The sequence below is a fragment of the Croceibacterium xixiisoli genome (assembly GCF_009827305.1).
Lineage (GTDB): Bacteria > Pseudomonadota > Alphaproteobacteria > Sphingomonadales > Sphingomonadaceae > Croceibacterium_C > Croceibacterium_C xixiisoli.
The window spans coordinates 1,878,058-1,905,001 of record NZ_WTYJ01000001.1 but is presented as its reverse complement, the minus strand read 5'-3'; the positions used below and the strand labels follow the sequence as shown (position 1 = coordinate 1,905,001).

The window sequence follows — 26,944 nt, the reverse complement described above, 5'->3', positions numbered from 1 at the left end:
GCATCGGCATCAGCGTCGGCATCTGCATCCGCATCGGCGTCAGCATCAGCATCAGCGTCGGCATCGGCGTCAGCGTCAGCATCGGCATCAGCGTCAGCATCGGCGTCCGCATCGGCGTCCGCGTCAGCATCAGCATCGGCGTCCGCATCAGCGTCGGCGTCAGCATCCGCATCGGCATCAGCGTCCGCATCTGCGTCAGCATCGGCATCCGCATCGGCATCGCCGTCAGCGTCCGCATCCGCATCAGCGTCAGCGTCAGCGTCAGCGTCCGCATCGGCATCAGCGTCAGCATCGGCATCGGCATCAGCATCCGCGTCAGCATCGGCGTCTGCGTCAGCATCGGCGTCTGCATCGGCATCGGCGTCTGCATCAGCATCCGCGTCAGCATCTGCATCGGCATCAGCATCAGCGTCCGCATCAGCGTCGGCGTCAGCGTCCGCGTCAGCATCGGCGTCAGCATCTGCATCGGCATCAGCGTCAGCGTCCGCATCAGCGTCGGCGTCAGCATCTGCGTCGGCGTCTGCGTCCGCGTCAGCATCGGCATCAGCGTCGGCATCAGCGTCCGCATCTGCGTCCGCATCTGCATCCGCATCTGCATCAGCATCAGCATCAGCATCAGCGTCGGCATCGCCGTCAGCATCTGCATCGGCGTCAGCATCCGCATCGGCATCAGCGTCCGCATCTGCGTCAGCATCGGCATCCGCATCGGCATCGCCGTCAGCGTCCGCATCCGCATCAGCGTCTGCATCAGCGTCGGCATCGGCGTCCGCGTCAGCATCGGCATCGGCATCAGCGTCGGCATCTGCATCCGCATCGGCGTCAGCATCAGCATCAGCGTCGGCATCGGCGTCAGCGTCAGCATCGGCATCAGCGTCAGCATCTGCGTCCGCATCGGCGTCCGCATCGGCGTCCGCGTCAGCATCAGCATCGGCGTCCGCATCAGCGTCGGCGTCAGCATCCGCATCGGCATCAGCGTCCGCATCTGCGTCAGCATCGGCATCCGCATCGGCATCGCCGTCAGCGTCCGCATCCGCATCAGCGTCAGCGTCAGCATCAGCATCGGCGTCAGCGTCCGCATCGGCATCAGCGTCAGCATCGGCATCGGCATCAGCATCCGCGTCAGCATCGGCGTCTGCATCGGCGTCTGCATCAGCATCCGCGTCAGCATCTGCATCGGCATCAGCATCAGCGTCAGCATCGGCGTCCGCATCAGCGTCGGCGTCAGCGTCCGCGTCAGCATCGGCATCAGCATCGGCGTCAGCATCTGCATCGGCATCAGCGTCAGCGTCCGCATCAGCGTCGGCGTCAGCATCTGCGTCGGCGTCTGCGTCCGCGTCAGCATCGGCATCAGCGTCGGCATCAGCGTCCGCATCTGCGTCCGCATCTGCATCCGCATCGGCGTCAGCATCTGCATCAGCATCAGCATCAGCATCAGCATCAGCGTCGGCATCGCCGTCAGCATCTGCATCGCCGTCAGCATCCGCATCCGCATCGGCGTCCGCGTCAGCGTCGGCATCCGCATCTGCATCCGCATCGGCGTCAGCATCAGCATCAGCATCAGCATCAGCATCAGCGTCGGCATCAGCGTCGGCATCGGCGTCAGCGTCTGCGTCCGCATCAGCATCGGCATCAGCGTCAGCGTCAGCATCTGCGTCCGCATCGGCGTCAGCATCAGCATCAGCATCGGCGTCCGCGTCAGCATCAGCATCGGCGTCCGCATCAGCGTCGGCGTCAGCATCCGCATCGGCATCAGCGTCCGCATCTGCGTCAGCATCGGCATCCGCATCGGCATCGCCGTCAGCGTCCGCATCCGCATCAGCGTCCGCATCCGCATCAGCGTCAGCGTCGGCATCCGCGTCAGCATCGGCGTCTGCGTCAGCATCAGCGTCTGCATCAGCGTCGGCGTCAGCATCCGCATCGGCGTCAGCATCTGCGTCTGCGTCAGCATCGGCATCAGCGTCGGCATCTGCGTCCGCATCTGCATCTGCATCGGCGTCAGCATCGGCATCAGCGTCAGCATCAGCATCCGCGTCAGCATCAGCATCGGCATCAGCGTCAGCGTCCGCATCAGCGTCGGCGTCAGCATCGGCGTCCGCATCGGCATCGCCGTCAGCATCCGCATCCGCATCGGCATCGCCGTCAGCATCCGCATCGGCGTCTGCGTCCGCGTCAGCATCGGCATCAGCGTCGGCATCGGCGTCCGCGTCAGCATCAGCATCGGCGTCCGCATCAGCGTCGGCGTCCGCATCAGCGTCGGCGTCAGCATCCGCATCGGCATCAGCGTCAGCATCGGCGTCCGCGTCGGCATCCGCATCAGCGTCAGCGTCAGCGTCAGCGTCGGCATCCGCATCGGCGTCAGCATCGGCATCTGCGTCCGCATCTGCGTCAGCGTCAGCATCGGCGTCTGCATCCGCATCGGCGTCTGCATCCGCATCGGCGTCAGCATCTGCATCGGCATCAGCATCAGCGTCAGCGTCAGCATCAGCGTCCGCATCAGCGTCCGCATCGGCATCGCCGTCAGCATCTGCATCGGCATCGGCGTCAGCGTCAGCATCTGCGTCCGCATCTGCATCAGCGTCCGCATCTGCGTCAGCATCGGCGTCCGCATCAGCGTCGGCGTCTGCGTCCGCGTCAGCATCGGCGTCAGCATCTGCATCGGCATCAGCGTCAGCGTCAGCGTCCGCATCAGCGTCGGCGTCAGCATCTGCGTCAGCATCGGCATCAGCGTCGGCATCTGCGTCCGCATCTGCGTCAGCGTCAGCATCGGCGTCCGCATCAGCGTCGGCGTCTGCGTCCGCGTCAGCATCGGCATCAGCATCGGCGTCAGCATCTGCATCGGCATCAGCGTCAGCGTCAGCGTCCGCATCAGCGTCGGCGTCAGCATCTGCGTCGGCGTCTGCGTCCGCGTCAGCATCGGCATCAGCGTCCGCGTCGGCATCCGCATCCGCATCGGCATCCGCATCCGCATCAGCGTCTGCGTCCGCATCAGCATCGGCATCACTGTCATCATCAGAACCACCGCCTGCCACTGCAGCAGCGACGCCTGCCCCGCCGAGCAGGCCTAGTGCAGGTACCAGGAACGAGGATCCGGCGGCTCCGCCTCCGGCCGCGGCGGCAGATTGTGGGAGGATGGCTTCCCAATTGGCCAATTCATAAAATTGTGGCCCGGCACCAGGCCGAGCCACCCATTGACTTCCATCTGCTTCTTCGATCACCAGATCGCTGTATTCTTCACCTCGGGCCGTTTGCCCCTGAGTGAAATATCCCTCAATCCTGATCGTCTCGCCTGAAGCCAGCCTGACAAGTAGGTCATCACCCTCAGGCACTAAATCCAAGATATCCGCCCTGTTGATATTCAGTTTTACAACAGACGGATCAGTCAATTGAATATTGCTGGTCGTGGTGGAAACAACTTCTCCGGATACTTTGTCCGTGATCTGCACTTCCATTTCAAGTCTCCACCCAAAACCATGTGCGGCCAAGCCATCATGCGCCCGCATAGGTGACGTGCGACGCCCCCAGACCGAATGTCCGGAGAAATCGCGCCAATTTATGGATGGAATATTGAATCCAATTATTGCCCAAACAACAGATCAAGAGTTCAATAGTGAACTATTAAATGTGATTATAGTTAACAAAAAGTTAATTACTTCGTTATCGGCTCCTAATATCGTTCATTTAGAGATGTTTTGTGCACCACAGCATTCGATCCACATTTGGAACTGATTGGAGGTACTTAACACTTTGATTGCTCTATATTTGGGCCATGCACAGGACCGATATGGGGGCATCAAATCTGCTCCGCATCAACAAGGGGCAAGTTGCTGATAGAGCGGCGCTTTACGCCGCCATGGATGCTGCCCCCGCGATCACTATCAATGAAGAGCAACGGCATGTCTTCTTCCTGTCCTTGACCGACGGCACAGAGCGCGCTTCCACCGTCACGATTATCGGGGCTGACATTGCGGAGGCTCGTACGAAGGTCGCTGCCGCACTCACATTGCGTGAAGACCAGACGAGGTGGATCCGCATCGATTGGGTCGATCGCGTGGAACGCCAGACCTGGCGGAATCTTCGTGAAAAACTTGGCGGCATCAAGCGTAACTATTTCCGTCTGGGAATTTCACTGGATGCTGAATTCTCCCATGCCTTCACGGAGATGGAGCTTAACGCCAATGCCATGCTCTATGGCGGTCCTGGCCAGCCATGTGCTGTCGTAAACGAAAAGAATTTCGCCCTGCATGCCAGCAAACGGCACGGACTCGAAACCGTGGACTTCTCGGACGCGGCACCGGTTTGGCTGTTTACGACTGGTGGCGTTTTTCTGGGGGATGACGGATCTGGCCTGCATCACCTCAATGGTAAAGGACTGAACGGCGGCCGGCGCAGTACACCGCAATTGTCGGCCGATGACATCGGATCGATCATTGGATCGGCGAGCAGATATCTGGCATCACAGGTTCGGCCTGATGGCCAGTTTGAATATGGGTGGCATCCATGTTTTGACCGGCCAATCCCGTCGTACAACGCATTGCGCCACGCAAGTTCACTTTATTCCATGCTCGAGGCGTGGTCGGTCACTCGCGATGCAGATTTGCTTGAGGCGATCGAGCGCGGGCTGGCGTATCTGACGGAAAACTTGATCCGGCCCGTGAGCCTGGATGGCGGCCTGCTTGCATTCGTCGTTGAAGACAATGGCGAGATCAAGCTCGGAGCCAATGCCGTGGCGATCCTGGCCCTTACCAAACATGCAGAACTGACGGGGAAGCGTGATCGTCTCGAACTGATGGAGCATCTTGCGCTGGGTATTCTGCATATGCAGGATGAATCGACAGGCCAGTTCACCCATGTGCTGAATTATCCCGCTCTGGATGTGAAGCAGGCGTTTCGGATCATTTATTACGAAGGCGAAGCTGCATTCGGCTTGATGCGGCTGTTCGCTTTGACCGGTGATCGCCGTTGGCTCGAATCCGTCGAGAAAGCTTTTGCTCATTTCATTCGGGAAAAGCACTGGCAGGCGCATGATCATTGGCTCAGCTATTGCGTCAATGAACTGACAGCCCAAAGGCCAGACAAGGATTATTACCAGTTCGGTATCGCCAATTTCGCAGATTATCTCAATTTTGTCGAAACCAGGATCACGACCTTCCCAACGCTGCTGGAATTGATGATGGCAGCGCGAAAAATGCTTGAACGCATTCGCGCTGATGATGAACATCGCCATCTCCTGAATGGCGTCGACATCTCCCATTTCTATCGCGCCCTGCACAAACGGGCCCATTATCTGCTCAACGGCCACTTCTGGCCGGAACTGGCCATGTTTTTCGCCAATCCTGATCGGATAGTTGGCAGTTTTTTCATCCGTCACCATGCCTTCCGCGTGAGGATAGATGACGTTGAGCATTATCTGTCAGGATTGATCGCCTATCGCGAGTATCTGCTCAGCCATGATGCTCAGAACCGCGAGCATGAAACACAGCAAGTCGGAGCCGACGACGTGCATTGGACCGCCGCGCACGCAGCGACGGCGACGAACGGAAGCTGGATGGCAGAACCACCAGCAGGATGGCGAGCGACCGGGCTGTGCATTTATCCCCCGACGATGCGCCCCGGCGACATGGTCGCTGTCCGGCTCAAGGATGGAGAGCGAGGCATCTCTCCCGCCGCATTGAGGCAGTTACCCCACATTCCTGCAGCCATCATCACCAGTGATCCGACTGCCATCTTTTCGGCAGATATTCCGGTCCTCCATGTCGAAGACAGCAGTGCAGCGATCATCAACCTGGGCAGCTATGCCCGCAGAAGGCTGCGCGGCAAGTTGATCGGGGTGACGGGCAGTGCCGGCAAGACATCGACGGTGGCGATGCTGCAGCATGTCCTGGAAGATTTCGGCGGCGCCCTGCAAACACGGAACAACGCCAACCTGCCCCACGGCATTGCGTGGAACCTGGCGTCGATCCCCTGGGACTGTCCGCATTTCGTGTTGGAGATGGCGATTGGAAAGATGGGCCGGAACACGCAGATTGCGCGTCCGGACGTGGCCATATTCACCAATATTCTTCCCGCGCACCTGGAATATCATCGCGACCTTGCCACGATCGCAACGCGCAAGAGCCGCATCTTCGAAGGAATGGCCCCAGGCAGCGTGGCAATTCTGAACCGGGAAATGGCAGAATGGGATCGGGTTCTGGAGGCAGCGCGGGCCCACGGATTGACCGTCGTGACCTACGGCATCAACGAAAGCTGCGATTTTCGGCTGTCGGCCTATGATGCAGGGTCGAGGATCGTGACAGCGTCAACTCAAGGCCAGACCTACCGCTATTGCATCGGTGCGGCGGGCGAGCACATGGCGATCAACAGCCTGGCGGTTTTGGCGGCCCTGACTGCGTTAGGGCATGACATCAGCAAAGCCGTCACCAGACTCGAAAGTTTCGGATCCTTGCCCGGCCGCGGCAGAATAATCGATGTTGCAGTGGATGACCGCCGGATAACGCTGATCGATGACGCGTATAACGCAAATCCAGGCTCCATGACGGCCGCCTTCGCCATGCTCGGCAATCAGGCAACGCGAGGTCGCCGGATTGCCGTGCTGGGCGAAATGCTGGAACTGGGGCCGGATTCAGAACAACTCCATGCGCAACTCGCCCCGTCGATCGCCAAACAAGCCATCGACCACGTGCATACTGTCGGTGAGCTTTATCGCCGGTTCCGGGCGGAGATGCCTGAAGACCGGCGCGGCTTGCATGCTTCTTCCCCTGAAGAACTGAAGGCGGTGTTGCGCGAAGAGTTGCGAGACGGCGATACGGTGCTGGTCAAAGGATCCAACGGCAGCCGTATGCACGAATTGGCGACATGGCTCGAACAAGGAGCGCCTGCCATCGCTCCACACATCAGCGCCCTGTTATTCGATCGCGGCAGTGGCAAGGTCGTCGGCATTCAAGGTACTGAGAGACGCCATCCCCCAGCTTCACTGACTAAGCTCATGACCTTGAGCCTGATTGACGAGAAGCTGCAGCAGCATGCTGAACCGAATACGCAGATCACCGAAATTTCGTTGCAGGCCACCGAAGTGGACAGCCATTGGGGGTTCAATGCCGGCGAGCAGGTTCCGGTGCTGACACTGATGCAGGCTGCAATCACGGTCAGCGCCAACGAAGCGGCCAACGCCCTGGCAGAATGGCATAGCGGCAATGGGCGCTATTTTACCGCGCAACTCAATCAGCGGGCAGAAGCGCTGGGCATGCTGGAGACGAAATTCGCATCCCCCAGCGGCTTGGGTCGCAATCAGCACATTTCCCTGCATGACGCATTGATACTGGCGCGTCATGTGATCGACCGCCATCCGCTGATCGCAGGGATGGCCAAAGCCAGATCCTTCGAGTGGAATGGCAAACAGCAAAAGAGCACCAACGATCTGTTGCGGGAAATTCCCGGAGCAACCGGATTGAAAACCGGACGGTTGGGACCCTGCTTCAATCTGATCTTCTCCATCACACATCAAGGCCGCGATCAGGTGGCGATCGTGCTGGGGGCCAAGTCCCGGTTCGAGAGAGATGATGCCGTTCGGACGATGCTGAGCAGTTGGCAGCAATCATCCGTCTGACCGCATTGGCCAAGGCCCGCTTCATATTCCGTCTGGAAGCCGTAACATAGCCAGCCTATTGGTTGCATGATGGATCAACAGCGGACAATTCCTGCGGTCGGCATCGCTTTGGCGGTGGCTACCTGCATTCTCATGGTGATGGCGGGGTCGAACATCTGGACGGTGGCAGGCGCCATGCTGGTCTGGATCGCATCGCTCTGGATCGCCATTCCGCGGCCCTCGCCCATCAGCAAGGCAGAACCCGCGGAAGGTGTACAGCTTACGCATACCGGCATGCGCGATCTGATCGAGCATTCTGGCCTGCCGATGCTGATGCTGGATGGCAATCGGATCATCGTAGCGAATGCTGCTGCGCGAGAGGCGATCGGAGCGCACATTGTAGGTCAGGATGCCCGGGTGGCTCTCCGCCATCCGACGGCAGTCGAACTGCTCGACCGGGGCACAGGCGGGACGGAAATCGTTCAGGGCCTCACCGGTCCGCGGAGCATCTGGCACATGACCATCCAGCCCATCGACGGTCGCTATAGTCTGATCGAACTGATCAATCGCACGTCAGAGGCCGATGTCAGTCGTGCGCATACTGACTTCGTGGCCAATGCGAGCCATGAGTTGCGTACGCCCCTCGCCTCGATCATTGGCTACATGGAGACCCTGATCGAGGAAGGCGACCGGATCGACATGACCCGCGCCAACCGTTTCCACGCCATCGTGCTGCGAGAAGCGCGGCGACTGCAAAGCCTGGTCGATGACCTTATGTCGCTGTCCAGAGTGGAAGCCGAAAAGCATGAACGCCCGCGCGAGCGTATCGAGTTGGTGCCTTTGATCCACCAATCGGCGCGTGACGGCGCTGGCCCCGATCGTCAGGACAGGCTGGAATTTGCAGACGCTCCGGGAAGTTTTGCCGTCTTGGGCGATCGCCGCCAGCTGGAACAATTGGTGCGGAATCTGGTCGACAACGCTCTGAAATATGGTGCCGCTGATACAGCTGTGACGGTGTCCATCGCCCCTACGCTGCGCGACCAGATCGTATTGACGGTTCAGGATCGTGGCGATGGCATTGCAGCGGAACATTTGCCGCATCTCACTCGCCGCTTTTATCGCACCGACCCTGGCCGCAGCAGAGCCGCCGGAGGCACCGGACTGGGATTGGCGATCGTCAAGCATATCGTCGAGCGGCATCGCGGACGGCTGGATATTGAAAGTGTCCAGGGAGAAGGAACAACGGTAACAGTTCGCCTACCAGCGGCCGGATAGGCAAAAAATGGAAGAAACCTCGACGGCACCACACCTGTCACAAAAATGAAGCTTTTTTGTCATATTTGGTGCTGCGACGTCCCGGAACTGCAGTTACCAAGGCATTGGGATCAAAAGGGCAATCGCAACACAAGTTGAGTAAAGAACATATTTTCCTTTTATTTCACTGCCTTACCAGTAAAACAAAAGGCCTGACTACGGCACTCAGACTGACTGTCAGTCGTGAGTAGAAAGACCGAAAATGTCACGCGAGGCACGACCAGAAGATGACAAGCTATGTCGTCAGTCCGTAACACAGCATGCCTAGCGCATGCCCAACGAATGAACCGATCGGGGACTATGATGAGACTGCAACCGCGATATGCCGCTGTGGCATTAGCTGCACTGGCGCTGGCCAGTTGCGGCGGCCCGGTTGGCGTGCGCGACGCCGTCCGTGCAGTCGGATCGTCAACCGTCTATCCGTTTGCCAAATTGGTGGCTGAAAATTTCAGCCTGTCGAACCCGGAATTCAAATCGCCGATCATTGAAGCGAACGGCACCGGTAGCGGGATCAACCTTTTTTGCGCCGGGCTTGGGGCGAACACGCCGGATATCGTCAATGCATCAAGGCGGATGAAGGCCAGCGAGTTCGAAAAATGCGTTGCCAACGGGGTGGATTCTGTAACTGAAGTTCAGGTTGGCCTTGACGGGATAGCCTTTGGTGCAGCGCGCAATGGCATCACCATGGACCTGTCCCCAGAGATCGTTTACCGCGCGCTTGCTGCGGCGCCTTACGGCAAGGCGCAGACAGCGCAGTTGTGGAGCGATGTCGACCCCACACTGCCGAAAAAACCGATCCTGGTTTATGGCCCGCCATCGACATCCGGTACGCGTGACGCTCTGAAAGAGCTTATCCTGCTGCCCGGTTGCAATATCGATCCGGCGATGAAGGCACTGAAGGATAGCGCCAGCGAAACCGACAATGATCGGCATGAACAGCTTTGCACGGAAGTGCGGTCGGACGGCCGTTATGTTGATCAGGGCGAGCAGGACAATCTGATCGTCCAGAAGATCGAGGCGAACCCGTCAGCCGTGGGGATTTTCGGGTTTTCCTATCTGGAAGAGAATATCGACAAGGTTCAGGGATTGCCGATGAACGGCGTTGCCCCGACCTATGCCAATATTTCCAGTTTCGCTTATCCCGGTGCTCGCCCGCTCTATATTTACGTCAAGAATGCGCATGTTGCGGCGATCCGTGGTTTGCGTGAATTTGTCGGCACATGGGCACTGTCTTGGGAGGCTGATGGCCCGTTGACAGCAATCGGCTTGGTCACCAGTCCACCTGACGTTGCCGCGCGCAACGTGCAGGCTGCTACCGAATTCACCCCGCTCAAAGCAACCGAACTCAAGTAAGGCTGGCGCGTGGCGCGATGACTCTGACTTTTCTCTATCTTCTCGCTATCGGCCTGGCCCTTGCCGCCTGGCTGGCCGCCCGTGCCCGCGCCTGGAGTTTCAAGCGCCTGGACCCAACAGCCAGGCTGGCTGCTCTGCCGTCATCCTATGGTTGGTATGTCGCGCTTTGGGTGCTCATTCCGGCCGTGATTTGTATCGTTGGCTGGTCGACCATTTCTCCCGAACTGGTGACCCAATCGGTTCTTGCCAGTCCGGCCGCCGAGAAGCTGCCCGAATTCGAACTTCAGCGACAGACCCTGCTGGCTGAGGCCTATGCAGTGGCGACCGGATCCGCCCCCGCTGTGTTCAACCCCGATGCAGCCGTGTTGGTTCAACCCTTCCGGGACGCCATGGCCCGATTTAACGCGATCGGCTTTGCCGTTACGCTGGTGATTGCGTTTATCGGTGGTGCCTGGGCCTATATGCGCGTCAAGCCAGATTTCCGCGCCCAACCGCGTGTAGAGCGGGCCATAATGGCTGCACTCTATCTGGCATCCATGGTCGCGATCCTGACCACGCTGGGCATTTTTATCAGCCTCGTGTTCGAGACTGTGCGCTTCTTCGGAATGGTCAACCCGATCGATTTTCTGTTCGGAACCCATTGGAGCCCGGATCCGATGGCGACCAACCCCGATCCGACACGCTATGGCGCTCTGCCGCTGTTCTGGGGCACCATTTTCATTGGCGCGATCATCGCCATGATCGTTGCCATCCCGCTCGGCTTGATGAGCGCGATCTACTTGACCCAATATGCGCCCTCTGGGCTGCGCAAGCTGGTCAAGCCGGCGCTGGAGGTGCTCGCTGGCGTGCCCACGGTGGTTTATGGTTATTTCGCTGCGCTTACCATTGCGCCGGCCATACGCGATGTGGCGTTGTCGGTCGGGATTGCCAATGCATCGAGCGAAAGCGCGCTTGCTGCCGGTCTTGTCATGGGGGTGATGATAATTCCCTTCGTGTCATCCATGGCTGACGATTCCATTGCAGCAGTGCCCCAAGCCATGCGTGACGGATCGCTGGCGATGGGAGCAACCACCAATGAGACCATCCGCCGCGTGCTCGTGCCGGCAGCCCTGCCCGGCATCGTTGCCGGTGTGATGCTGGCCGTCAGCCGGGCGATCGGTGAAACCATGATTGTGGTCATGGCAGCGGGGGCGACGGCCAACCTCTCAGCAAACCCACTCGAAGCGATGACGACGGTGACATTCCAGATTGTTGCCATGCTGACCGGCGAGGCCAGCTTTGATCACCCTGCGACACTCAGCGCCTTTGCGCTGGGGTTCGTGCTGTTCCTTGTCACGCTTGCGCTCAATTTTATCGCGCTTCGCGTCGTTAAGCGGTTCCGTGAAGCCTATGAGTGATCTTCTCAACCCGACGCGCACCGCCGCATTCGAGGCTCGACTGAAGCGGCGTTATGCTGCGGAGCGGCGTTTTCGCCTGGCCGGGCTCGGCGCGGTGCTGTTCTCCCTCGCTGTGCTGGTTATCCTGCTCTTCAACATGGCTTTCAACGGTATCGGTGGTTTCCAGCGAGCCGAACTGGCTGTGCAGGTCGACTTTTCCGGCAGCGGCCTGTCATTGCCGGCTGGCGTTAGTGGCGATACCGCTCACATGCGTGCGCTTGAGGCAGCCGGACTTGACGACCTCGTCCATGAGAGTGCGATCAGATCGCTCGGCGAGGATGGAGCAGCCCAGTTGAATCCCAACGCGTGGCGCGATGTGGCAAGGGCGATCTCTTCCGATCCCACATTGCTGAGCCGCCAGCATGATTTCTGGCTGCCAGCGACAGGCAAGCTCGCCGCTGCTTTCGCCGGAGACGGCCAGCAGCAGCTCCGCCCGCTGGCAGATCAGCTTCACGCTGCCGGCAAGCTTGAGCGTCGATTTGATGCCGGTTTCCTGACGAGATCCGATGCAACCGATCCGCAGCAGGTTGGTATCTGGGGGGCGCTCAAGGGATCCATTCTGACCATGCTCGTCACCTTGGTGCTGGCCTTCCCGATTGGCGTTCTGGCGGCGCTTTATCTGGAAGAATATGCGCCGCGCAATCGGTGGACCGATCTGATTGAGGTGTCGATCAACAACCTCGCGGCCGTCCCTTCGATCATTTTCGGGCTGCTGGGGCTGGCTGTCTTCCTGACGCTGTTTCCCGGATTGAGGTCTGCGCCTCTGATCGGCGGGATGACTTTGGCTCTGATGACCATGCCGGTAATCGTGATTTCAGGACGCAATGCCATCAAAGCTGTGCCGCCATCGATCCGCGACGGAGCAATGGCACTGGGCGCATCGCCAATCCAGGTCGTGTTCCATCATGTCTTGCCGCTTTCGCTGCCCGGCATCCTGACCGGCACCATTATCGGCATGGCCCGCGCGCTGGGCGAAACAGCCCCCTTGCTGATGATCGGTATGCGGGCATTCGTCGCGACGCCCCCTGATGGCATGACCGACGCAGCCACCGTGCTGCCAGTGCAGATCTACCTGTGGTCAGATGAAATTGATCGCGGGTTTGTCGAACGGACCAGTGCAGCCATCATCGTGCTGCTGCTGTTCCTGCTCGTGATGAATGGTATCGCAATCTATCTGCGCAACAGGTTCGAAAAGAAATGGTGACCGATATTCAAACCCAACCGCAAACTGAGCCTAAGATGCGTGCACGAGACGTGTCCGTTTTCTATGGAGCAAAAAAGGCGATCGATGAGGTGTCGATCGACATTCACACCGAGCATGTGACCGCCTTTATCGGACCCTCCGGCTGCGGAAAATCAACCTTCCTGCGCACGCTCAATCGGATGAACGACACGATCGCATCAGCACGCGTGGACGGCGCGATCGAGCTTGATGGCGATGACATCTACCGGTCTGGCATGGACGTGGTCCAATTGCGGGCGCGCGTGGGGATGGTGTTCCAGAAACCCAACCCGTTCCCCAAATCGATCTATGAGAATATCGCTTACGGTCCGCGCATTCATGGCCTGGCCGACAACAAGGCTGATCTTGACGCGACGGTTGAACAATCGCTCCGGCGCGCAGGTCTGTGGGACGAGGTAAAGGATCGGCTAAACGATGCCGGCACCGCCCTTTCCGGCGGTCAGCAGCAGCGGCTGTGCATCGCGCGCGCCATTGCTGTTCAGCCGGAAGTAATCCTGATGGATGAACCCTGCTCTGCGCTTGATCCGATCGCCACGGCCAGGATCGAGGAACTGATCGATGATCTGCGCGGCCGTTATGCGATCGTGATCGTCACCCATTCCATGCAGCAGGCGGCGCGTGTATCACAGCGCACGGCGTTCTTTCATCTTGGAAGCCTGGTGGAATATGGCCAGACTGCCGATATTTTTACCAATCCGCGGGAAGAACGGACCAAGGATTACATCACGGGCAGGTACGGCTGATGGCAGAGCATACGGTCAAGGCATTCGACGAGGATATCACCCGGCTGCGCGGTCTGATTGCCGAAATGGGCGGGCTCGCAGAGTTGTCTATCCAGCAATCGATGGAAGCGCTGGTCAGCGGTGACGAAGTTCTCGCTGCAGAGGTTGTGGCACGCGACAAGAAGCTGGACGCCATCGAAACCGAAGTTGATGCGATGGCAATTCAGATGCTGGCGCTTCGTTCTCCGATGGCTGACGATCTGCGCGAGATCATCGCTGCGCTCAAGATCGGCGGCGTTCTCGAACGCGTGGGCGACTACGCCAAGAACATCGCCAAACGGGTGAAGAGAATCGAAGGCCGCAGTCATTTCGAGCCCCTCACCCTGATCCCGGCCATGGCTGATCTGGCTGGTGAAATGGTTCATGACGTCCTGACTGCCTATGCCGCCAGAGATGCCGAACTGGCGCGCGATGTCATCCTGCGCGATGACAAGGTCGATGCGTTTTACGACAGCATCTTCCGCAACCTGGTCAGCTATATGATGGAAAACCCTGCGACGATCAGCAGTGCTGCCCATCTGCTGTTTGTCGCCCGCAATCTCGAACGGATCGGTGACCACGCAACGAATGTGGCAGAAATGGTACATTTTGCTGCTGTCGGCACCTATCCTAACGATATCGATCGCTGAAACATAATTGTCGCATATGTGACATAAGGAGCGGTCAGACCTCATTTGTTAGGAAGTAATGTGTCCGCGCCCAAACTGCTGCTCGTCGAAGACGACCTCGCCCTGGCGGAACTGCTGGATTATCGCTTCGAAAGCGAAGGCTATGACGTTCGGGTCACTGCCGACGGAGACGAAGCGCTGGTCCTCGCCGCAGAGGAAGCGCCGGATCTGGTGATCCTGGACTGGATGATCGAAGGCACGAGCGGCATCGAAGTATGCAGGCGGCTGCGCCGAGAAAAGGCCACTGCCCACGTTCCGATCATCATGCTGACTGCTCGGGAAGGTGAAGATGATCGCATTCGCGGGCTTGAAACCGGCGCGGATGATTACATCACCAAACCGTTTTCTCCGCGTGAACTGCTGGCACGGGTTTCGGCCGTTTTGCGACGCGTTCGCCCCGCCCTAGCCGGTGAAACGATCGAAGCGGGCGACATGAAGCTTGATCCGGTGGCGCATCGGGTTGAGCGTCGCGGTCGTCCATTGCAAATCGGCCCGACTGAGTATCGCCTGCTCAAGTTCTTTATGGAACATCCCAGGCGGGTTTTCTCACGCAACCAGTTGCTCGATGCAGTTTGGGGTATGGGCAGCGAGATCGAAGAGCGAACCGTGGACGTGCATATTCGCCGTCTGCGTAAGGCAATTTCCTTGGAAAACCTGCGTGATCCGATCCGTACTGTTCGCTCCGCCGGTTATGCTCTCGAGCCGGTTTAAAGTTAATAGCGGCATTTGAATAGCCGCGATGTCCACGCGAGAGTTGATATCCAGGCGTTTGGTCTTGAGAAGAAAATCTTCAATCGCTTAGCGGTATATCCCATATGGAATCACTTGGTGGGAAGATCTGGCGCTCTATCCAACATGCCTACACACGCTTAGGGTTGGATCATCGAAGGCTGCGCTAAGGGAGCTTGTATGAAAGTGTGGACTCACAGCACGGTTTTGTAGGATCCCCTGCCGGTCAACCAACATGTCCGATGTCCGCGCCACCTCATTTCTATCCGACGTCGTATGCCTGGCATGGCGATAGTTCCCGTTCCAGCAAATACATGGACCGGCTTAAGGCCGCCCCCCTCATGGGCTATCGAAGACTAACAGTGCATTTGGATCCCACCCGAAAGGCTTGCCGCCGGCCTTCAGACGCAATGCTCTTTACCGTCGCCGCACAGAAAAGGGGCCCGATTCCGGGCCCCTCTGAGTTTTGCAAGATTGGAAATTGATCACGCAGGCTGGGTTACCGGCCAGTATTTGTCGACCAGTTCCTTGGTGTTGCGGATATTGCCGCGGCTCGAAGCACCGAAAACAATGCTCTCGATGTTCGGCTGATTGCAAATCCACTCGATCGCTTCATCGGGCTTCAGCGCGCCGGAAGCGAAGACCGACATCGCGATCGCGCGGAAGCTGTGATTCTTCAGCGTACGTTCGTAGGCTTCCATGCCGCCCGACATGCGGAAGCCGATCTTGTTGATGTTCGAGCAGACGATCGGGTTTTCGATCCCGAGGCTTTCCAGCACTGGCACCAGGCGCGGGGTGTTCATGGTGATGAAGCCCGGTTCGGCACCGTAACGGTTGCGAATGTGATCCGCGAAGATGCGGAAGGCTTCGTTGAAGCCGAGACCGAGGATGAGATCGGTCACCACATTCTGCACGAAGATTATCGGGGTGTTGAGACCTTCGAACATCTTCATTTCAGCGTCGATCAGCAGCGTGCCGACGCCTTCGACATCCTTGCGCGCCAGCGACATGCCGCCGCGCAGGGCGGCGTTGAACAGGCCTTCGTTGGGAATGAAGCGCTTGAGCGCACCCAGCGGGCCGTCTTCGGTCACCGCATTGGCGTATTTATGCGCATAGGGCATGCAGGGGTAGAAGACGAAATCGGAATAGCGGGTCGGATTGGCGCGAATATGATCCGCTACCAGGCCGATACGATCATGCGTGGTGCACATGAAAGTCCGCACGCCTTCATCATAGGCGGCATCCAGAACATCAATGACCGCTTCGATTTTCTGAAAGCGCATCGACTGGGCGCGCGCCTTTTCTTCCGACATGTGGTTGATGCCGAAAAACTGGTTATCGCCGAACAGCAGCTTATCCATTTGACCCTCAGATTCTTTCGCGTTCAACGGGAAAACAGCGAGAAGCGCTTGCGCTTGGGTGCCGTCCGCTGTGCCAGGGATTCGGTTGCATCAGCCGGACCGGCTTCTGCATCGGCAATCATCATTGCGATCACACCATCGGTCTGTGCGGCCGAGGTGAAACCGTTCACATTGTCCATGTTCTTGTCGATGATCGAACGGACGAAGTAATCCAGCTGCGCCGAATATTCCTCACCACGGATATAGAAATCGACCTCTTCGGTCAGTTCGGTGGTGTAGCGGACGTTCCAGCCATCGGTATAGCCTTCGGGCGGCGTTGCATCGTCACGCAGATAGACCTGCACTTCCTGACGATCCGCATAGATGCGGCCCTTGGTGCCCCAGACGGTGATCTTGGTTGACATCTTGCGGTAGGATTCATCCGACCAGTTGACCGAGACCTGGGCGGTCTTGCCATCGTCGAAATAGAGCGTGCCATAGACTTCATCGTCCGTGTCGCTCGAGAAAATCTTGCCCAGCACGCTGCCACCAACGGCGGACGGCATGCCGAAATACCAGTTCAGCAGGTTGATCGGGTGGGCGGCGTAATCATAGAGGCAGCCACCGCCTTCAACGCGCTGGGTGCGCCAGGTCGAACCCTTGGGCTTGAGCACCACGGGGCCATAGGCTTCGGCCATCACATGGCTGACTTCACCGATCGCACCGGCATCGAGCAGGCGCTTCACTTCCTGAAAGGCACCAACGAAGCGGTAGTGATAACCAACCTGGTTAACCAGACCCTTCGACGCCGCCAGTTCGGCCAGCATCTGGGAATCTTCGGCGCTGAGCGTGAACGGCTTTTCGCAGAACACATGGATGCCGCGTTCGAGCGCAGCCTTCACCATCGGCACATGCGCCTTCGACGGGGTGGCGATAATCACCGCATCGAGTTCAGCCTCTTCGAGCATCTTGTCATAGCTCGTGTAGGTCTTGAGCCCGGTATATTTCGAAAGAATATCGAGAATATAGCCGGTCGAATCACAAACCGCGGCCAATTCGACATCTTTGTGAGGGCGGATGATCCCGAGATGCGAGATCCCCATCTTGCCCAAGCCAACTACCGCAACCTTGATCACGCCAATACCCCGCTCTTCGTTGCATCTTCGATGCCCTTGCCGGTGCGCACATAGCGCAGCAAGAGCTGTTCATACTGACCCGCGACATGATCCCAGGTAAATTCTTCCTCGAACCGGGTCAGCGCAGCCTGGTGCATGGCCTGCGCCTGTGCCGGTGAATCGAGCAAGGTTTCCAACTGCGCCGCAAATGTGTCAGCACTGTTGAAATACAGCGCTGCATCGCCTGCTACCCAACGATTGTACATATTGTCATGTGCAATCACCGGGTTGCCTGCCGCCAGCGCCTCCACCAGCGAAGGATTGGTGCCGCCAACGGTGTGACCATGGAAATAGCCGCGGCTGTGGAACCGGATCGCCTTCACCCTGTCAGGTTCATAGATCGAACCGGGGAATACCACCTCGTCCGAAGCAGCAGCGCGCACGGCCTGATGATAGGGATCATCATTGCCATAGGTGCCGAGCAACGCCAGCTTCACGCCGCGCGGCCGGGCAGAGAAGCCCTGCACGATTTCCAGAATGCTGTTTTCCGGGATCGGGCGCGCGATCAGATTGAAATAGCCGCCAGGTTCCAGCCCCAGATCGGTTACAGGATCGGTCGACGCGTCAGGAACCGGATCCGCGCCATAGGTGATCGTGACGATCTTGCGCGCCGGCGCCCGCGTCCAGAGATATTTCTCGATCTCAGGATGATCGGCGATCAACATATTGCCGTAAGCTGCCGCAAACCGTTCATTGATATAGAGAATGGCCTGCTTGGTGAAACCCCAGCGCGAACGGGACCATTCGATCCCATCCATATTTATGACGTTGGGAATGCCCTTCAGCCGCTGCCAGAAATTATAAATTCCGGTGTTGTAGCCCAGGGTGAGGTGGATATCCTTGAACTGGCAGGCATGCTTGATCGACAGCCAGTCGAATTTGGAGGTTCCGCGCCAGCCCGGCAGATCGACCGGAATATGGACGCGTTCAATTCCGCGCCAGACATCTTCGGTGATCGGGCCGTTGCCATCCTGCTGGCAATAGACGATCACCCGCCAGCCTTTTCGAACGAGGTAGAGGGCAATGTTCTCTGCCGCCGTTTCAAACCCACCATAGTTTGCCGGCACGCCATGGGTGCCAAGAATTCGAACCGTTGGGCGCAAGACTCACTCCAGATTGGTCGATTTTGTGCAGTGCAGCATAGCACCCTTTACATTTGCGGCAATGCAGCGCGACACAGACGTAGTCAACCGAGGAATTCCCCACAAACATGGTGAATTCCCGGCCCCGTCCATGGTGACATAGTCAAATGTGTGAAGGGTAAGAATATACCGCCTGCGCACACCAACACGCGCGGATTTTCGATAACGTTCGAAACTATATTGACGGAAAAACAGGCCCTGTCCCCCGGCCATTATTAACCGTGTTCAGCGTATCAGCGCGTGGCCGCATCGACCGCAATCAGGAAATCATCGGCTGCGCGATCCCAGTTGAAACGGGCCAACAGATCACGGCGCTGTTCCGCAGTGGGGACCGCGACGGGCTGATCGGTAAAATGGCCACGGATACGACCAGCAAGCCATTGACCCGCCCCAGCTTCGGTGGGATCGAACAGCACCGCATTGCCGGTGGCGATTTCAGACATGGCCGTCAGGCGGGAAGAAATCACCGGAATACCGAACAACAGCGCGTCCAGCAGCGGAATTCCGAAGCCCTCCGCCTCGCTGGGATACACCACCAGTTCCGCACCGCGATAGAGATTAATCAGTTCATCATTGTCGATGCCCTGCTTCCACACAATGCGCGGATCAGCAGGCAGTTTGTAATCAAAACCATTGTCGTGCGAGCCGACCAGAACCAGCTTCACATCAGGCAGATCGGCCTTCAAGAAGGCATCCACCAGCATCGGCACATTCTTGCGGGGTTCGATCCGCCCAACGTTGAGAATGTAGCGCTCCCCGGCAGGCCGGCGCGGTTGCTGGAAGGTTTCAACTGGGAATGACGGGCCGTTGAGCACCGTGGTGATGCGGTTTACACAACCAGGATAGAGCCGAGCAATCTCCCCCTTGGTGAATTCGCTGACCGCGATCACCATGGCGGCGCGCCAGATCGCCAGGGAAAAGAAGATCCGCGTGCGGATGCGCATCTTGAGCGGGAAGAGATGCGGATGGGTGATCGGCAAAAGATCGTGAATGAACACGATATGCCGCCCCGTCAGCGGCGCCATATACTGGAAGACGCCGACATCGACATTGTCGCGCCGGAACAGCTTGGGGAACAGATTCAGCAGTCGCTTGATCGAACCTACATGGTTCAGGCTTTCATACTGGAACCCGTCAACCCCGAGCATGGCACGTGCTTCATCGGGGGCATCCGAATAGACGATCAGGCGACGGCTGCCGATCTTCGGCGCCACGGCGCGCAGCAATGCGGACAGCGTGCTGCGCGTACCCTGGAACCGGCCGGTCAGCACATGGCCATCGACACCAATGGTTCTCATCAGAGATTACCCTTGGGAAAGTGCATCTTAGCTTTGACCCCGTCGGACATGATCGTTTCGTCGGCCACGCAGGCAGACCTGGAACCCGGCAGGCAGGCCGGATGAAGGCGCAAGCGCGCCGGCGAAGAAAGACTCAGCCGGCGGCCTGCAAATGCTGCAACATCACCCGCAGGTTCTGACGCCAGTGCGGAGCGACACGGCCAAGCGCAGCCCAGGTCGCTTCCTTGTCCAGCACCGAATAGGAGGGACGCCGCGCGGGTGTGGGATAGGCAGTGGTGGGAATGGGAATGATCGGGACTGCCGCCTGCAGCAAGCCGGCAGCCAAGGCTTCTTCCTGGATGGCTACGGCGAAATCATACCAACTGGCAGCACCCGCATCGGTGTAATGGAACACGCCGCGCTGGCGCTGTTCGGCCAGTTGCCACAGCACCCGGGCGAGATCAGGCGCATAGGTAGGCGTACCCACCTGGTCCGCCACGACGCGCACTTCCGGCCTTTCGGCCATCAGCCGCAGCATCGTGCGGACGAAATTGTCGCCTTGGGGCGCATAAACCCAAGCGGTGCGCACGATCAGCGCATCATCGCCAGCCGCCCGCTCACCGGCCAGCTTGGTCTGACCATAGACGCTCAATGGGTTGGGCGAAGCATCCGGGGCATAGGGCAGTCCCGAAAGCCCATCGAAAATGAAATCGGTCGAGACATGGACAAAGGACGCTCCCTGTCGCCGCGCCGCATTGGCGAGCAGGCCAACCGCCGTGGCATTGACCGCCTCTGCCAATTGCTGGTCACTTTCCGCCTTATCGACCGCCGTATAGGCAGCGGCGTTGAAGACCAGATTCGGCTGCTCAACCGCTATGATCGCATCTACCGCTGCCCGATCCGTGACGTCGAGCGTATCGATGTCATGACCGACAATTTCCACATCTGCGGGCGCCGAGCCGATCAGGCCGCGTCCGAGTTGCCCGTTGCTGCCGACGATCAGGGCCTTCATGCGAAAGGCTCCAACTGGCCTAGAGCAACACCAGCCTGGTCCTTTACCGACAATTGCGGCTCAATCCCCTCGAGTGGCCATTCAATGCCAACTTCGGGATCGTTCCACATCAGGCTATGCTCGTCAGCCGGCTGATAGAAATCGGTGCATTTATAGAGGAAGTCGGTGCCATCTTCGAGACTGACGAAACCATGCGCAAAGCCCGGAGGAACCCAGAACAGCCGCTTGTTTTCCGCAGAGAGTTCCACTCCGGCCCATTTGCCGAAACTGGGCGAGGACCGGCGCAGATCGACAGCGACATCCCAAGCACGGCCGGAAACGACGCGTACCAGCTTGCCCTGCGGGTTGGGGTTCTGAAAATGCAGCCCGCGCAGCACGCCACGCGCCGAGCGGCTATGATTATCCTGCACGAAATCGAGATCGAGCCCGATCTCGCGGAAAATCTTGCGGTTCCAACTCTCGAGAAAGAAGCCCCGATCATCACCAAACACACGCGGCTCGATGATCAGCAGATCGGGGACGGATGTTTCGACAATGTTCATCCCATGGCCGCCTTGCCCTGCAACAATCCCATCAGATATTCGCCGTAACCGCTCTTGCGCAGCGGCGCAGCCACCTGCTCAAGTTGGACATCGCTTATGAAGCCCTGCCGCCAGGCGATTTCTTCCGGGCAGCAGATTTTCAGACCCTGCCGCTCTTCGGTAATACGGACGAAATTCGCCGCATCCATCAAAGAGCCATGGGTTCCCGTATCAAGCCAGGCATAACCCCGCCCCATCAATTCAACCGAGAGTTCCCCTGCTTCCAGATAAAGACGGTTGAGATCGGTGATTTCCAATTCGCCGCGCGGGCTAGGCTGCAGATCGCGCGCCAGATCGACGGCCTTGCCATCGTAAAAGTAAAGGCCGGTGACGGCATAATTGGACTTAGGATTTTCCGGTTTTTCCTCAATTGTTTCGGCGCGGCCATTGGCGTCGAACGACACCACGCCATAGGCTTTGGGATCGCGGACATAGTAACCGAAAACTGTTGCGCCAGCCTGCTGCACCGCAGCATTCTTTAGCAGTTCCACCAGCCCGTGGCCCTGAAAAATATTGTCACCCAGCACCAATGCCGAAGGCCTCTCGCCGATGAAATCAGCCCCAATATGATAGGCCTGAGCCAAACCTGCAGGTTCAGGCTGCACTGCATAGTGCAGTTCGATGCCAAGTTCCTCACCTGTTCCGAGCACGGCCTTAAACGCAGCCTGATCATGCGGCGTTGTGATGATGAGAATTTCCCTGATCCCCGCCAACATCAGCGTCGACAAAGGATAATAAATCATCGGCTTATCGTAAACCGGCATCAGCTGTTTCGACACACCTCTGGTGAGCGGATACAGCCGGGTTCCCGAACCACCGGCGAGAATAATTCCCCTGCGCATTGAACCTCCGTTACATTCGAGCCTCCATTTCTCAATGGAGTTTGCATGTCCACCCGGCAGCGAAATTTTTTTGCCTGGCTGAACAACCTTGCCGCGCAAGTGCCATAAACAACGATAATGTGACGGTAGCTTTGCCGCAGTGCAAAAATAATTTTTTCGAAAACTTGCACCTCCTGCACACCCGTGCAATTGCCAGATGGGATTGTCAGTCTTCGTGGGGTTCTAGTGAAGGTTTTTCGTCTGGTTGTCACAGTCTGCGCCCTGTTTACCACCGCAGCCTGCGCGAGTTTCGACACATCTTCTGTAGTTTCCACCGGCGAGCGGTACGAAGCGTTCACCGGCGTTGAGACCTATCATCTGGGTGCAGGCGACGAACTCGGGATCATCGTTTATAACGAAGAGGCTCTGTCGGGCACTTTCATCGTCGGCGCTGATGGCTATGTGTCCTTGCCCCTGATCGGGAATATTCAGGCGACAGGCAAGACGACTAGCGAGATCGCGGCGGAAGCCCAGAGCAAGTATGGCGCGGGTTATCTGCGTTTGCCCAGCGTGAATGCGCAGGTTACCCGCTATCGCCGCTATTACGTACTGGGCGAAGTAAGCAAGGCGGGCGCGTTCGATTACCGGCCCGGCATGAATGCGCTCAGTGCAATCGCCACGGCAGAAGGCTTCTCTCCGCGCGCGGAACAACGGGTCCTGTTCATTCGTCGCGAAGGCGGTACCGAAGAGCAAATCTTCGAAGTGACACCCAGCCTCCGAATATTCCCTGGAGACACGATCCGCGTCGGCGAGCGCTATTTTTGATCGCTAGCGATTCAGGCGCATGATCTTTTTCTTTCTGGCGCCAGATCTGGCGCAAACGACCGGCAGGTATATGAACGCATTTTGTGCCAGGATGCGGGTTGCGAATGCATGGCGTGAGAGCGCGGCACTTGCTGCGATTGCCGGATCGCTGTGGGCGCCTGCGGTATCGGCACAAGACAATGACAGCCTGCTGATCCAGCCCGTAGTGCCGCCAGGGTTTGGAGCAGGCCGGGACGTTCCAGTGCGCGAGCAGCCACGTAAGGATTACGACGCGGTTGGCATGGCCATTGGATCTTTTCGGTTGTTTCCCCGCGTTTCCACCGGCGCTGAATTTTCCAGCAACGCATATCAAAATGCCAGCAACACTGTTGCCGCGCCTGTTATCACAGCTGTGCCCAGTCTTGACCTCCGATCAAACTGGAATCGCCATGACCTGCGCCTTCACGCAGACGGTTCGTTCTACAAATACATCGGTGAGGGAAACCGCGACGAGGCCAATTGGCTATTATCAGCAAGCAGCAGGTTTGACGCAACCAAAGAATTGTCGTTCAATTCGACGACCTCGATCGCGCAAATCACCGTCAATCGCTTCTCCGGCGATGTTTTTACCGAGCTTGCTTCTGTTTCCAGCTATCGCCGCAATTACACTCTGCTTGGGGCCCGCTATGCAGCTGGGCGTGCGCAGATTACGTTGAATGCCGAACATCTCGACCTACATTTCAATCCGCTCAAGCTGTTGAACGGAAGTGAGCTCAGCCAAGAGGCCAACGATCGTTCTGTGACCCGGCTCAATGGGCAGATCGAATATGCCTTTTCTCCAAGTGTTGCTGTTTTCAGCCAGATCAGCGGCAGCAAGATCGAGTTCGACACACCTGTAGGCACCTCCATTGCTAGGGCGAACTCGAACGGGGTGCGCGTTCTTGCTGGCACGCGCGTCGATTTTGTGGGACTGGCACGCGCCACCATTGCGGCGGGATATACCCTTAGGGACTACGACGACAACAATAGCAGCCGCGTCGATGGACTGTCCGCCGAAATGGAAGTGCTGGTGTTTCCCTCCGCACTGACCACTTTGACGTTTCGGGCGACACGCCGGTTGGCGGACAGCCGGATCATCGACGGCTTGCCGTTTTTCGTGACCGACTATTCCGCCGGTATCGATCACGCCGTGCGCAGGAACCTACTGCTGGAAGCATCGGTTCGGGCCTTTTATCAGAATTATGTGAGCAGCTCGCTGCGAGCACGGTCGTTCATAGCCAATACAGGCGTGACCTATCTGGTTTCCCCCAAGCTCGAATTCGGGGGTTTCCTCAACTACAGTCAACGTGTGCCTGACAGATCCAGCACCGAACGCAGATACAGTGAAATCCGAACAGGGGTCGAAGTTACCTTCAAACGTTAAGGTAAGCCCTGATATTTACTCGAATGGTGGATTAAACCATGGAAATCGCAGTCGCCAATCAGAATGAGCCCAAGCTGGGAGAAGTGTTGAGGAATGCCATCAACACGGTTCGCCGCCGATGGAAGATGCTGGCGATCGTGACAGCGATTGTTTTCGCGCTGGGCACGCTGCTGACATTCATGATGACGCCGCAGTATTTTGCATCGGCGCGCGTGCGCATCGACCCATCGCGCGATCCAGTTGCCTCGCAGAATGGCACGGTAAACGCTGCTCTTTCCGATGAAGCCATCGAGACCGAGGTTTCAGCGTTTTACTCGCTCGATCTCGCACGTGCCGTCGTGCGAGATCTGGACTTGGCGGATGTTCCCCAGTTCCAGGAAGCCATTGCCGACATGCCGCCGGAGCGCATTTCGTCCCCGGAAGATCGCGAGACGGCGATCGCTTCCTACCTGCTCGACAATCTGGGCGTTTTTCGCGAAAATCAGACCTACGTGCTCGGCGTTGGCTATGAAAATGCCGATCGCATCAAGGCTGCCGAAATCGCCAACTCCTTCGCGGATAACTACATCAAGGGCGCTGTCGGAACACGAACCAGCGTCGCAGCCAGCCAGGCTGAATGGTACCAGGAACAACTGGCCGAACTAGGCGCACAGGTGACAGCGGCAGACGCTGCTGCGGCCCGTTTCCGGATCGAGAACCGCCTGTCGCAGGGTCAGAACGACGGCTTCAGCTCCGGCACGATCATCGATCAGCAGGTTGCCCCGCTCTCGGGCATTCTGGCGGAGGCAGAGAGCTTTGCCGCCCAGGCTCGCGCCAACTACCAGACTGCCCGCAGCCAAGTTGGTCGCCCGGGCGCCAGCGTCAGCGAAGTGCTGCAATCGCAGACCATTTCCAACCTGCGCGTACAACGCGGCGCCATCCTTGATACCAAGGCTGACATCGAAGCCCGTTATGGTGCGATGCACCCTGAAAGCATCAAGATCCAGGAACAGCTGCGGGGCGTCGATCAGGAAATCAACCAGGAAACAAACCGTATCCTGACTGCACTTTCCGCAACCGCCTCTGCCGCTGATGCCCGGGTGTCGAGCCTGCGTAACAGCTTGGGTCAACTGGAAAACGACCGCGCATCGCAGACGCGTGCCGGTGTGATTGCCGACAGCCTCGACCGTGAGGCCCAAGCCAAGCGTGCGCTGTACGAGCAACTGACCGAAGAATCGTTGAAGGCAACGCAGGCTGCCAGCAACTCGCTGGCATCGGCGACGATCGTCGATATGGCCCGCCCGCCGGAAAAGCCGAGCAAGCCCAACAAGCCGCTGTTCATGATTTTTGCTCTCATCGCAGGGCTGGGTATCGGCATCGGGTTCATTGCCATCCAGGAATCGCTGTCCAGCGGAATCCGGACTAACGAAGACGTCGAAGACCGTCTGGGCGTGCCGCTGCTCGCGGCCGTCCCCCAGGTCACCGGCAAGACGCCGGCCGACACGCTGGTTACCCATCCGACATCTTTCTATGCGGAAGCATTCCGGATCGCGCGAACGAGTCTGCTGGGTACTGCAGACAACCGAAGCACCGTATCTGTCATCGCCATTACCTCGGCTCTGCCTGGGGAAGGCAAGACGACCACATCGGTTGCCTTTGCCCGAACCCTCGCGATGGCCGGATCGCGTACGCTGCTGCTGGAATGCGATATCCGTCGAGCCACCGTACAGTTGTCTTCGGGTGTTTCCCCGGGTGCCAAGGGTCTGGTGGAGTACCTGACCGCTGATGCCACTGCAGATGACACCATCGTCGCCTCCGGCACCGAAGGGCTGGATTTGCTGATGGTGCGTTCGCCCTATTTTTCCTCCGCCAACCTGTTCGAAAACGAAAGAATGGGTCAACTGATCGATCAGATGCGCCAGCGTTACGACCACATCGTCCTCGATCTTCCCCCGATCCTGGGCTTGGCCGATGGCCGAACCCTCGCGGGGTTCTCCGACGCTGTAGCCGTGGTTGCGCGGTGGGACGAAACCCCCATCCCCGTAGTGCAAAAGGCGCTCGAAGCGCTGGAAGCCAGCGGTCATGAAGCCAGCGGCATCATCGTGAACGCCGTTGCTGAAAGCTCTGAACTGCTGGGTGGCGGGTATTACCTCCGTCGCTACTCGCAGTATTATCAGCAGTGATCAGACGCTCTGAATTCATCCGCGCGCACTTCGGTGCGCGCGGGCTTGAGCCCATATGAGGCCAAATGCAGACAGGGCAGTACGTGACGTGTGGCGTTAC

Annotated in this window: 19 protein-coding genes and 1 pseudogene; 11 read left to right on the top strand and 9 right to left on the bottom strand. The window is 58.4% G+C overall.

Features of this window, described 5'->3' with window-relative positions; all coding sequences use genetic code 11:
* Together GRI97_RS09125 and GRI97_RS18975 are read right to left on the bottom strand one after the other, a co-directional pair.
* A partial coding sequence (locus GRI97_RS09125) for a hypothetical protein (RefSeq protein WP_235917656.1) occupies positions 1 to 3,010 on the bottom strand: 3,010 nt, incomplete at its 3' end.
* A 118-nt stretch (positions 3,011 to 3,128) separates the two neighbouring features.
* A pseudogene (locus GRI97_RS18975) lies at positions 3,129 to 3,449 on the bottom strand (BapA/Bap/LapF family prefix-like domain-containing protein); the annotation flags it as partial.
* Between the two features lie 317 nt (positions 3,450 to 3,766).
* Here GRI97_RS18975 and GRI97_RS09120 point away from each other — a divergent pair.
* The 8 genes from GRI97_RS09120 to phoB all read left to right on the top strand — a co-directional run bounded on the left by GRI97_RS09120 (position 3,767) and on the right by phoB (position 15,089).
* Positions 3,767 to 7,603, top strand: coding sequence for a Mur ligase family protein (locus tag GRI97_RS09120; protein WP_161390721.1), 3,837 nt, complete (start codon positions 3,767 to 3,769; stop codon positions 7,601 to 7,603).
* A 66-nt stretch (positions 7,604 to 7,669) separates the two neighbouring features.
* Complete coding sequence (locus GRI97_RS09115; RefSeq protein WP_235917655.1) at positions 7,670 to 8,857, top strand: sensor histidine kinase; 1,188 nt, start codon at positions 7,670 to 7,672, stop codon at positions 8,855 to 8,857.
* A gap of 342 nt (positions 8,858 to 9,199) precedes the next feature.
* Positions 9,200 to 10,249, top strand: coding sequence for a substrate-binding domain-containing protein (locus tag GRI97_RS09110; protein WP_161390720.1), 1,050 nt, complete (start codon positions 9,200 to 9,202; stop codon positions 10,247 to 10,249).
* Positions 10,250 to 10,266: 17 nt separating this feature from the next.
* A complete protein-coding gene (gene pstC, locus GRI97_RS09105; protein WP_161390719.1) occupies positions 10,267 to 11,646 on the top strand; it encodes a phosphate ABC transporter permease subunit PstC in 1,380 nt (459 codons plus the stop codon).
* Positions 11,639 to 12,889, top strand: coding sequence for a phosphate ABC transporter permease PstA (gene pstA / locus GRI97_RS09100; RefSeq protein WP_161390895.1), 1,251 nt, complete (start codon positions 11,639 to 11,641; stop codon positions 12,887 to 12,889). The genes pstC and pstA overlap by 8 nt, the downstream gene beginning before the upstream one ends.
* Positions 12,883 to 13,671: a phosphate ABC transporter ATP-binding protein PstB gene (gene pstB / locus GRI97_RS09095; RefSeq protein WP_161390718.1), complete on the top strand. Its 789-nt coding sequence runs from the start codon at positions 12,883 to 12,885 to the stop codon at positions 13,669 to 13,671. The genes pstA and pstB overlap by 7 nt, the downstream gene beginning before the upstream one ends.
* Positions 13,671 to 14,339 carry a phosphate signaling complex protein PhoU gene (phoU, locus tag GRI97_RS09090; protein ID WP_202392611.1) on the top strand — a complete coding sequence of 223 codons (669 nt, stop codon included), beginning with the start codon at positions 13,671 to 13,673 and terminating at the stop codon, positions 14,337 to 14,339. Before pstB ends, phoU begins: the two co-directional genes overlap by 1 nt.
* A gap of 60 nt (positions 14,340 to 14,399) precedes the next feature.
* Entirely contained in the window at positions 14,400 to 15,089 is a 690-nt protein-coding gene (phoB, locus tag GRI97_RS09085; RefSeq protein WP_161390717.1) for a phosphate regulon transcriptional regulator PhoB, read from the top strand.
* Between the two features lie 503 nt (positions 15,090 to 15,592).
* Here phoB and GRI97_RS09080 read toward each other — a convergent pair.
* From GRI97_RS09080 to rfbA, 7 genes are all read right to left on the bottom strand, one after another.
* Entirely contained in the window at positions 15,593 to 16,468 is an 876-nt protein-coding gene (locus tag GRI97_RS09080) for a hypothetical protein (RefSeq protein ID WP_161390716.1), read from the bottom strand.
* A 23-nt stretch (positions 16,469 to 16,491) separates the two neighbouring features.
* Positions 16,492 to 17,583: a Gfo/Idh/MocA family protein gene (locus GRI97_RS18890; protein ID WP_161390715.1), complete on the bottom strand. Its 1,092-nt coding sequence runs from the start codon at positions 17,581 to 17,583 to the stop codon at positions 16,492 to 16,494.
* Positions 17,580 to 18,725, bottom strand: a complete 1,146-nt coding sequence (locus GRI97_RS09070; protein ID WP_161390714.1) for a DUF1972 domain-containing protein — start codon at positions 18,723 to 18,725, stop codon at positions 17,580 to 17,582. The genes GRI97_RS18890 and GRI97_RS09070 overlap by 4 nt, the downstream gene beginning before the upstream one ends.
* Before the next feature lie 272 nt (positions 18,726 to 18,997).
* Positions 18,998 to 20,062, bottom strand: a complete 1,065-nt coding sequence (locus GRI97_RS09065) for a glycosyltransferase family 4 protein (RefSeq protein ID WP_161390713.1) — start codon at positions 20,060 to 20,062, stop codon at positions 18,998 to 19,000.
* A gap of 133 nt (positions 20,063 to 20,195) precedes the next feature.
* Positions 20,196 to 21,053: a dTDP-4-dehydrorhamnose reductase gene (gene rfbD, locus GRI97_RS09060; RefSeq protein WP_161390712.1), complete on the bottom strand. Its 858-nt coding sequence runs from the start codon at positions 21,051 to 21,053 to the stop codon at positions 20,196 to 20,198.
* Positions 21,050 to 21,595, bottom strand: a complete 546-nt coding sequence (gene rfbC, locus GRI97_RS09055; RefSeq protein ID WP_161390711.1) for a dTDP-4-dehydrorhamnose 3,5-epimerase — start codon at positions 21,593 to 21,595, stop codon at positions 21,050 to 21,052. The genes rfbD and rfbC overlap by 4 nt, the downstream gene beginning before the upstream one ends.
* Positions 21,592 to 22,476, bottom strand: coding sequence for a glucose-1-phosphate thymidylyltransferase RfbA (gene rfbA / locus GRI97_RS09050; protein ID WP_161390710.1), 885 nt, complete (start codon positions 22,474 to 22,476; stop codon positions 21,592 to 21,594). Before rfbA ends, rfbC begins: the two co-directional genes overlap by 4 nt.
* 225 nt (positions 22,477 to 22,701) lie before the next feature.
* Here rfbA and GRI97_RS09045 point away from each other — a divergent pair, with 225 nt between their 5' ends.
* Genes GRI97_RS09045 through GRI97_RS09035 form a run of 3 tightly spaced genes read left to right on the top strand, consistent with a single transcriptional unit; the run spans position 22,702 to position 26,844 of the window.
* Positions 22,702 to 23,280 carry a polysaccharide biosynthesis/export family protein gene (locus tag GRI97_RS09045; protein ID WP_161390709.1) on the top strand — a complete coding sequence of 193 codons (579 nt, stop codon included), beginning with the start codon at positions 22,702 to 22,704 and terminating at the stop codon, positions 23,278 to 23,280.
* Positions 23,281 to 23,299: 19 nt separating this feature from the next.
* Positions 23,300 to 24,682 carry an outer membrane beta-barrel protein gene (locus GRI97_RS09040; protein WP_161390708.1) on the top strand — a complete coding sequence of 461 codons (1,383 nt, stop codon included), beginning with the start codon at positions 23,300 to 23,302 and terminating at the stop codon, positions 24,680 to 24,682.
* Positions 24,683 to 24,720: 38 nt separating this feature from the next.
* Positions 24,721 to 26,844, top strand: coding sequence for a GumC family protein (locus tag GRI97_RS09035; RefSeq protein WP_161390707.1), 2,124 nt, complete (start codon positions 24,721 to 24,723; stop codon positions 26,842 to 26,844).
* Positions 26,845 to 26,944: the final 100 nt, after the last annotated feature.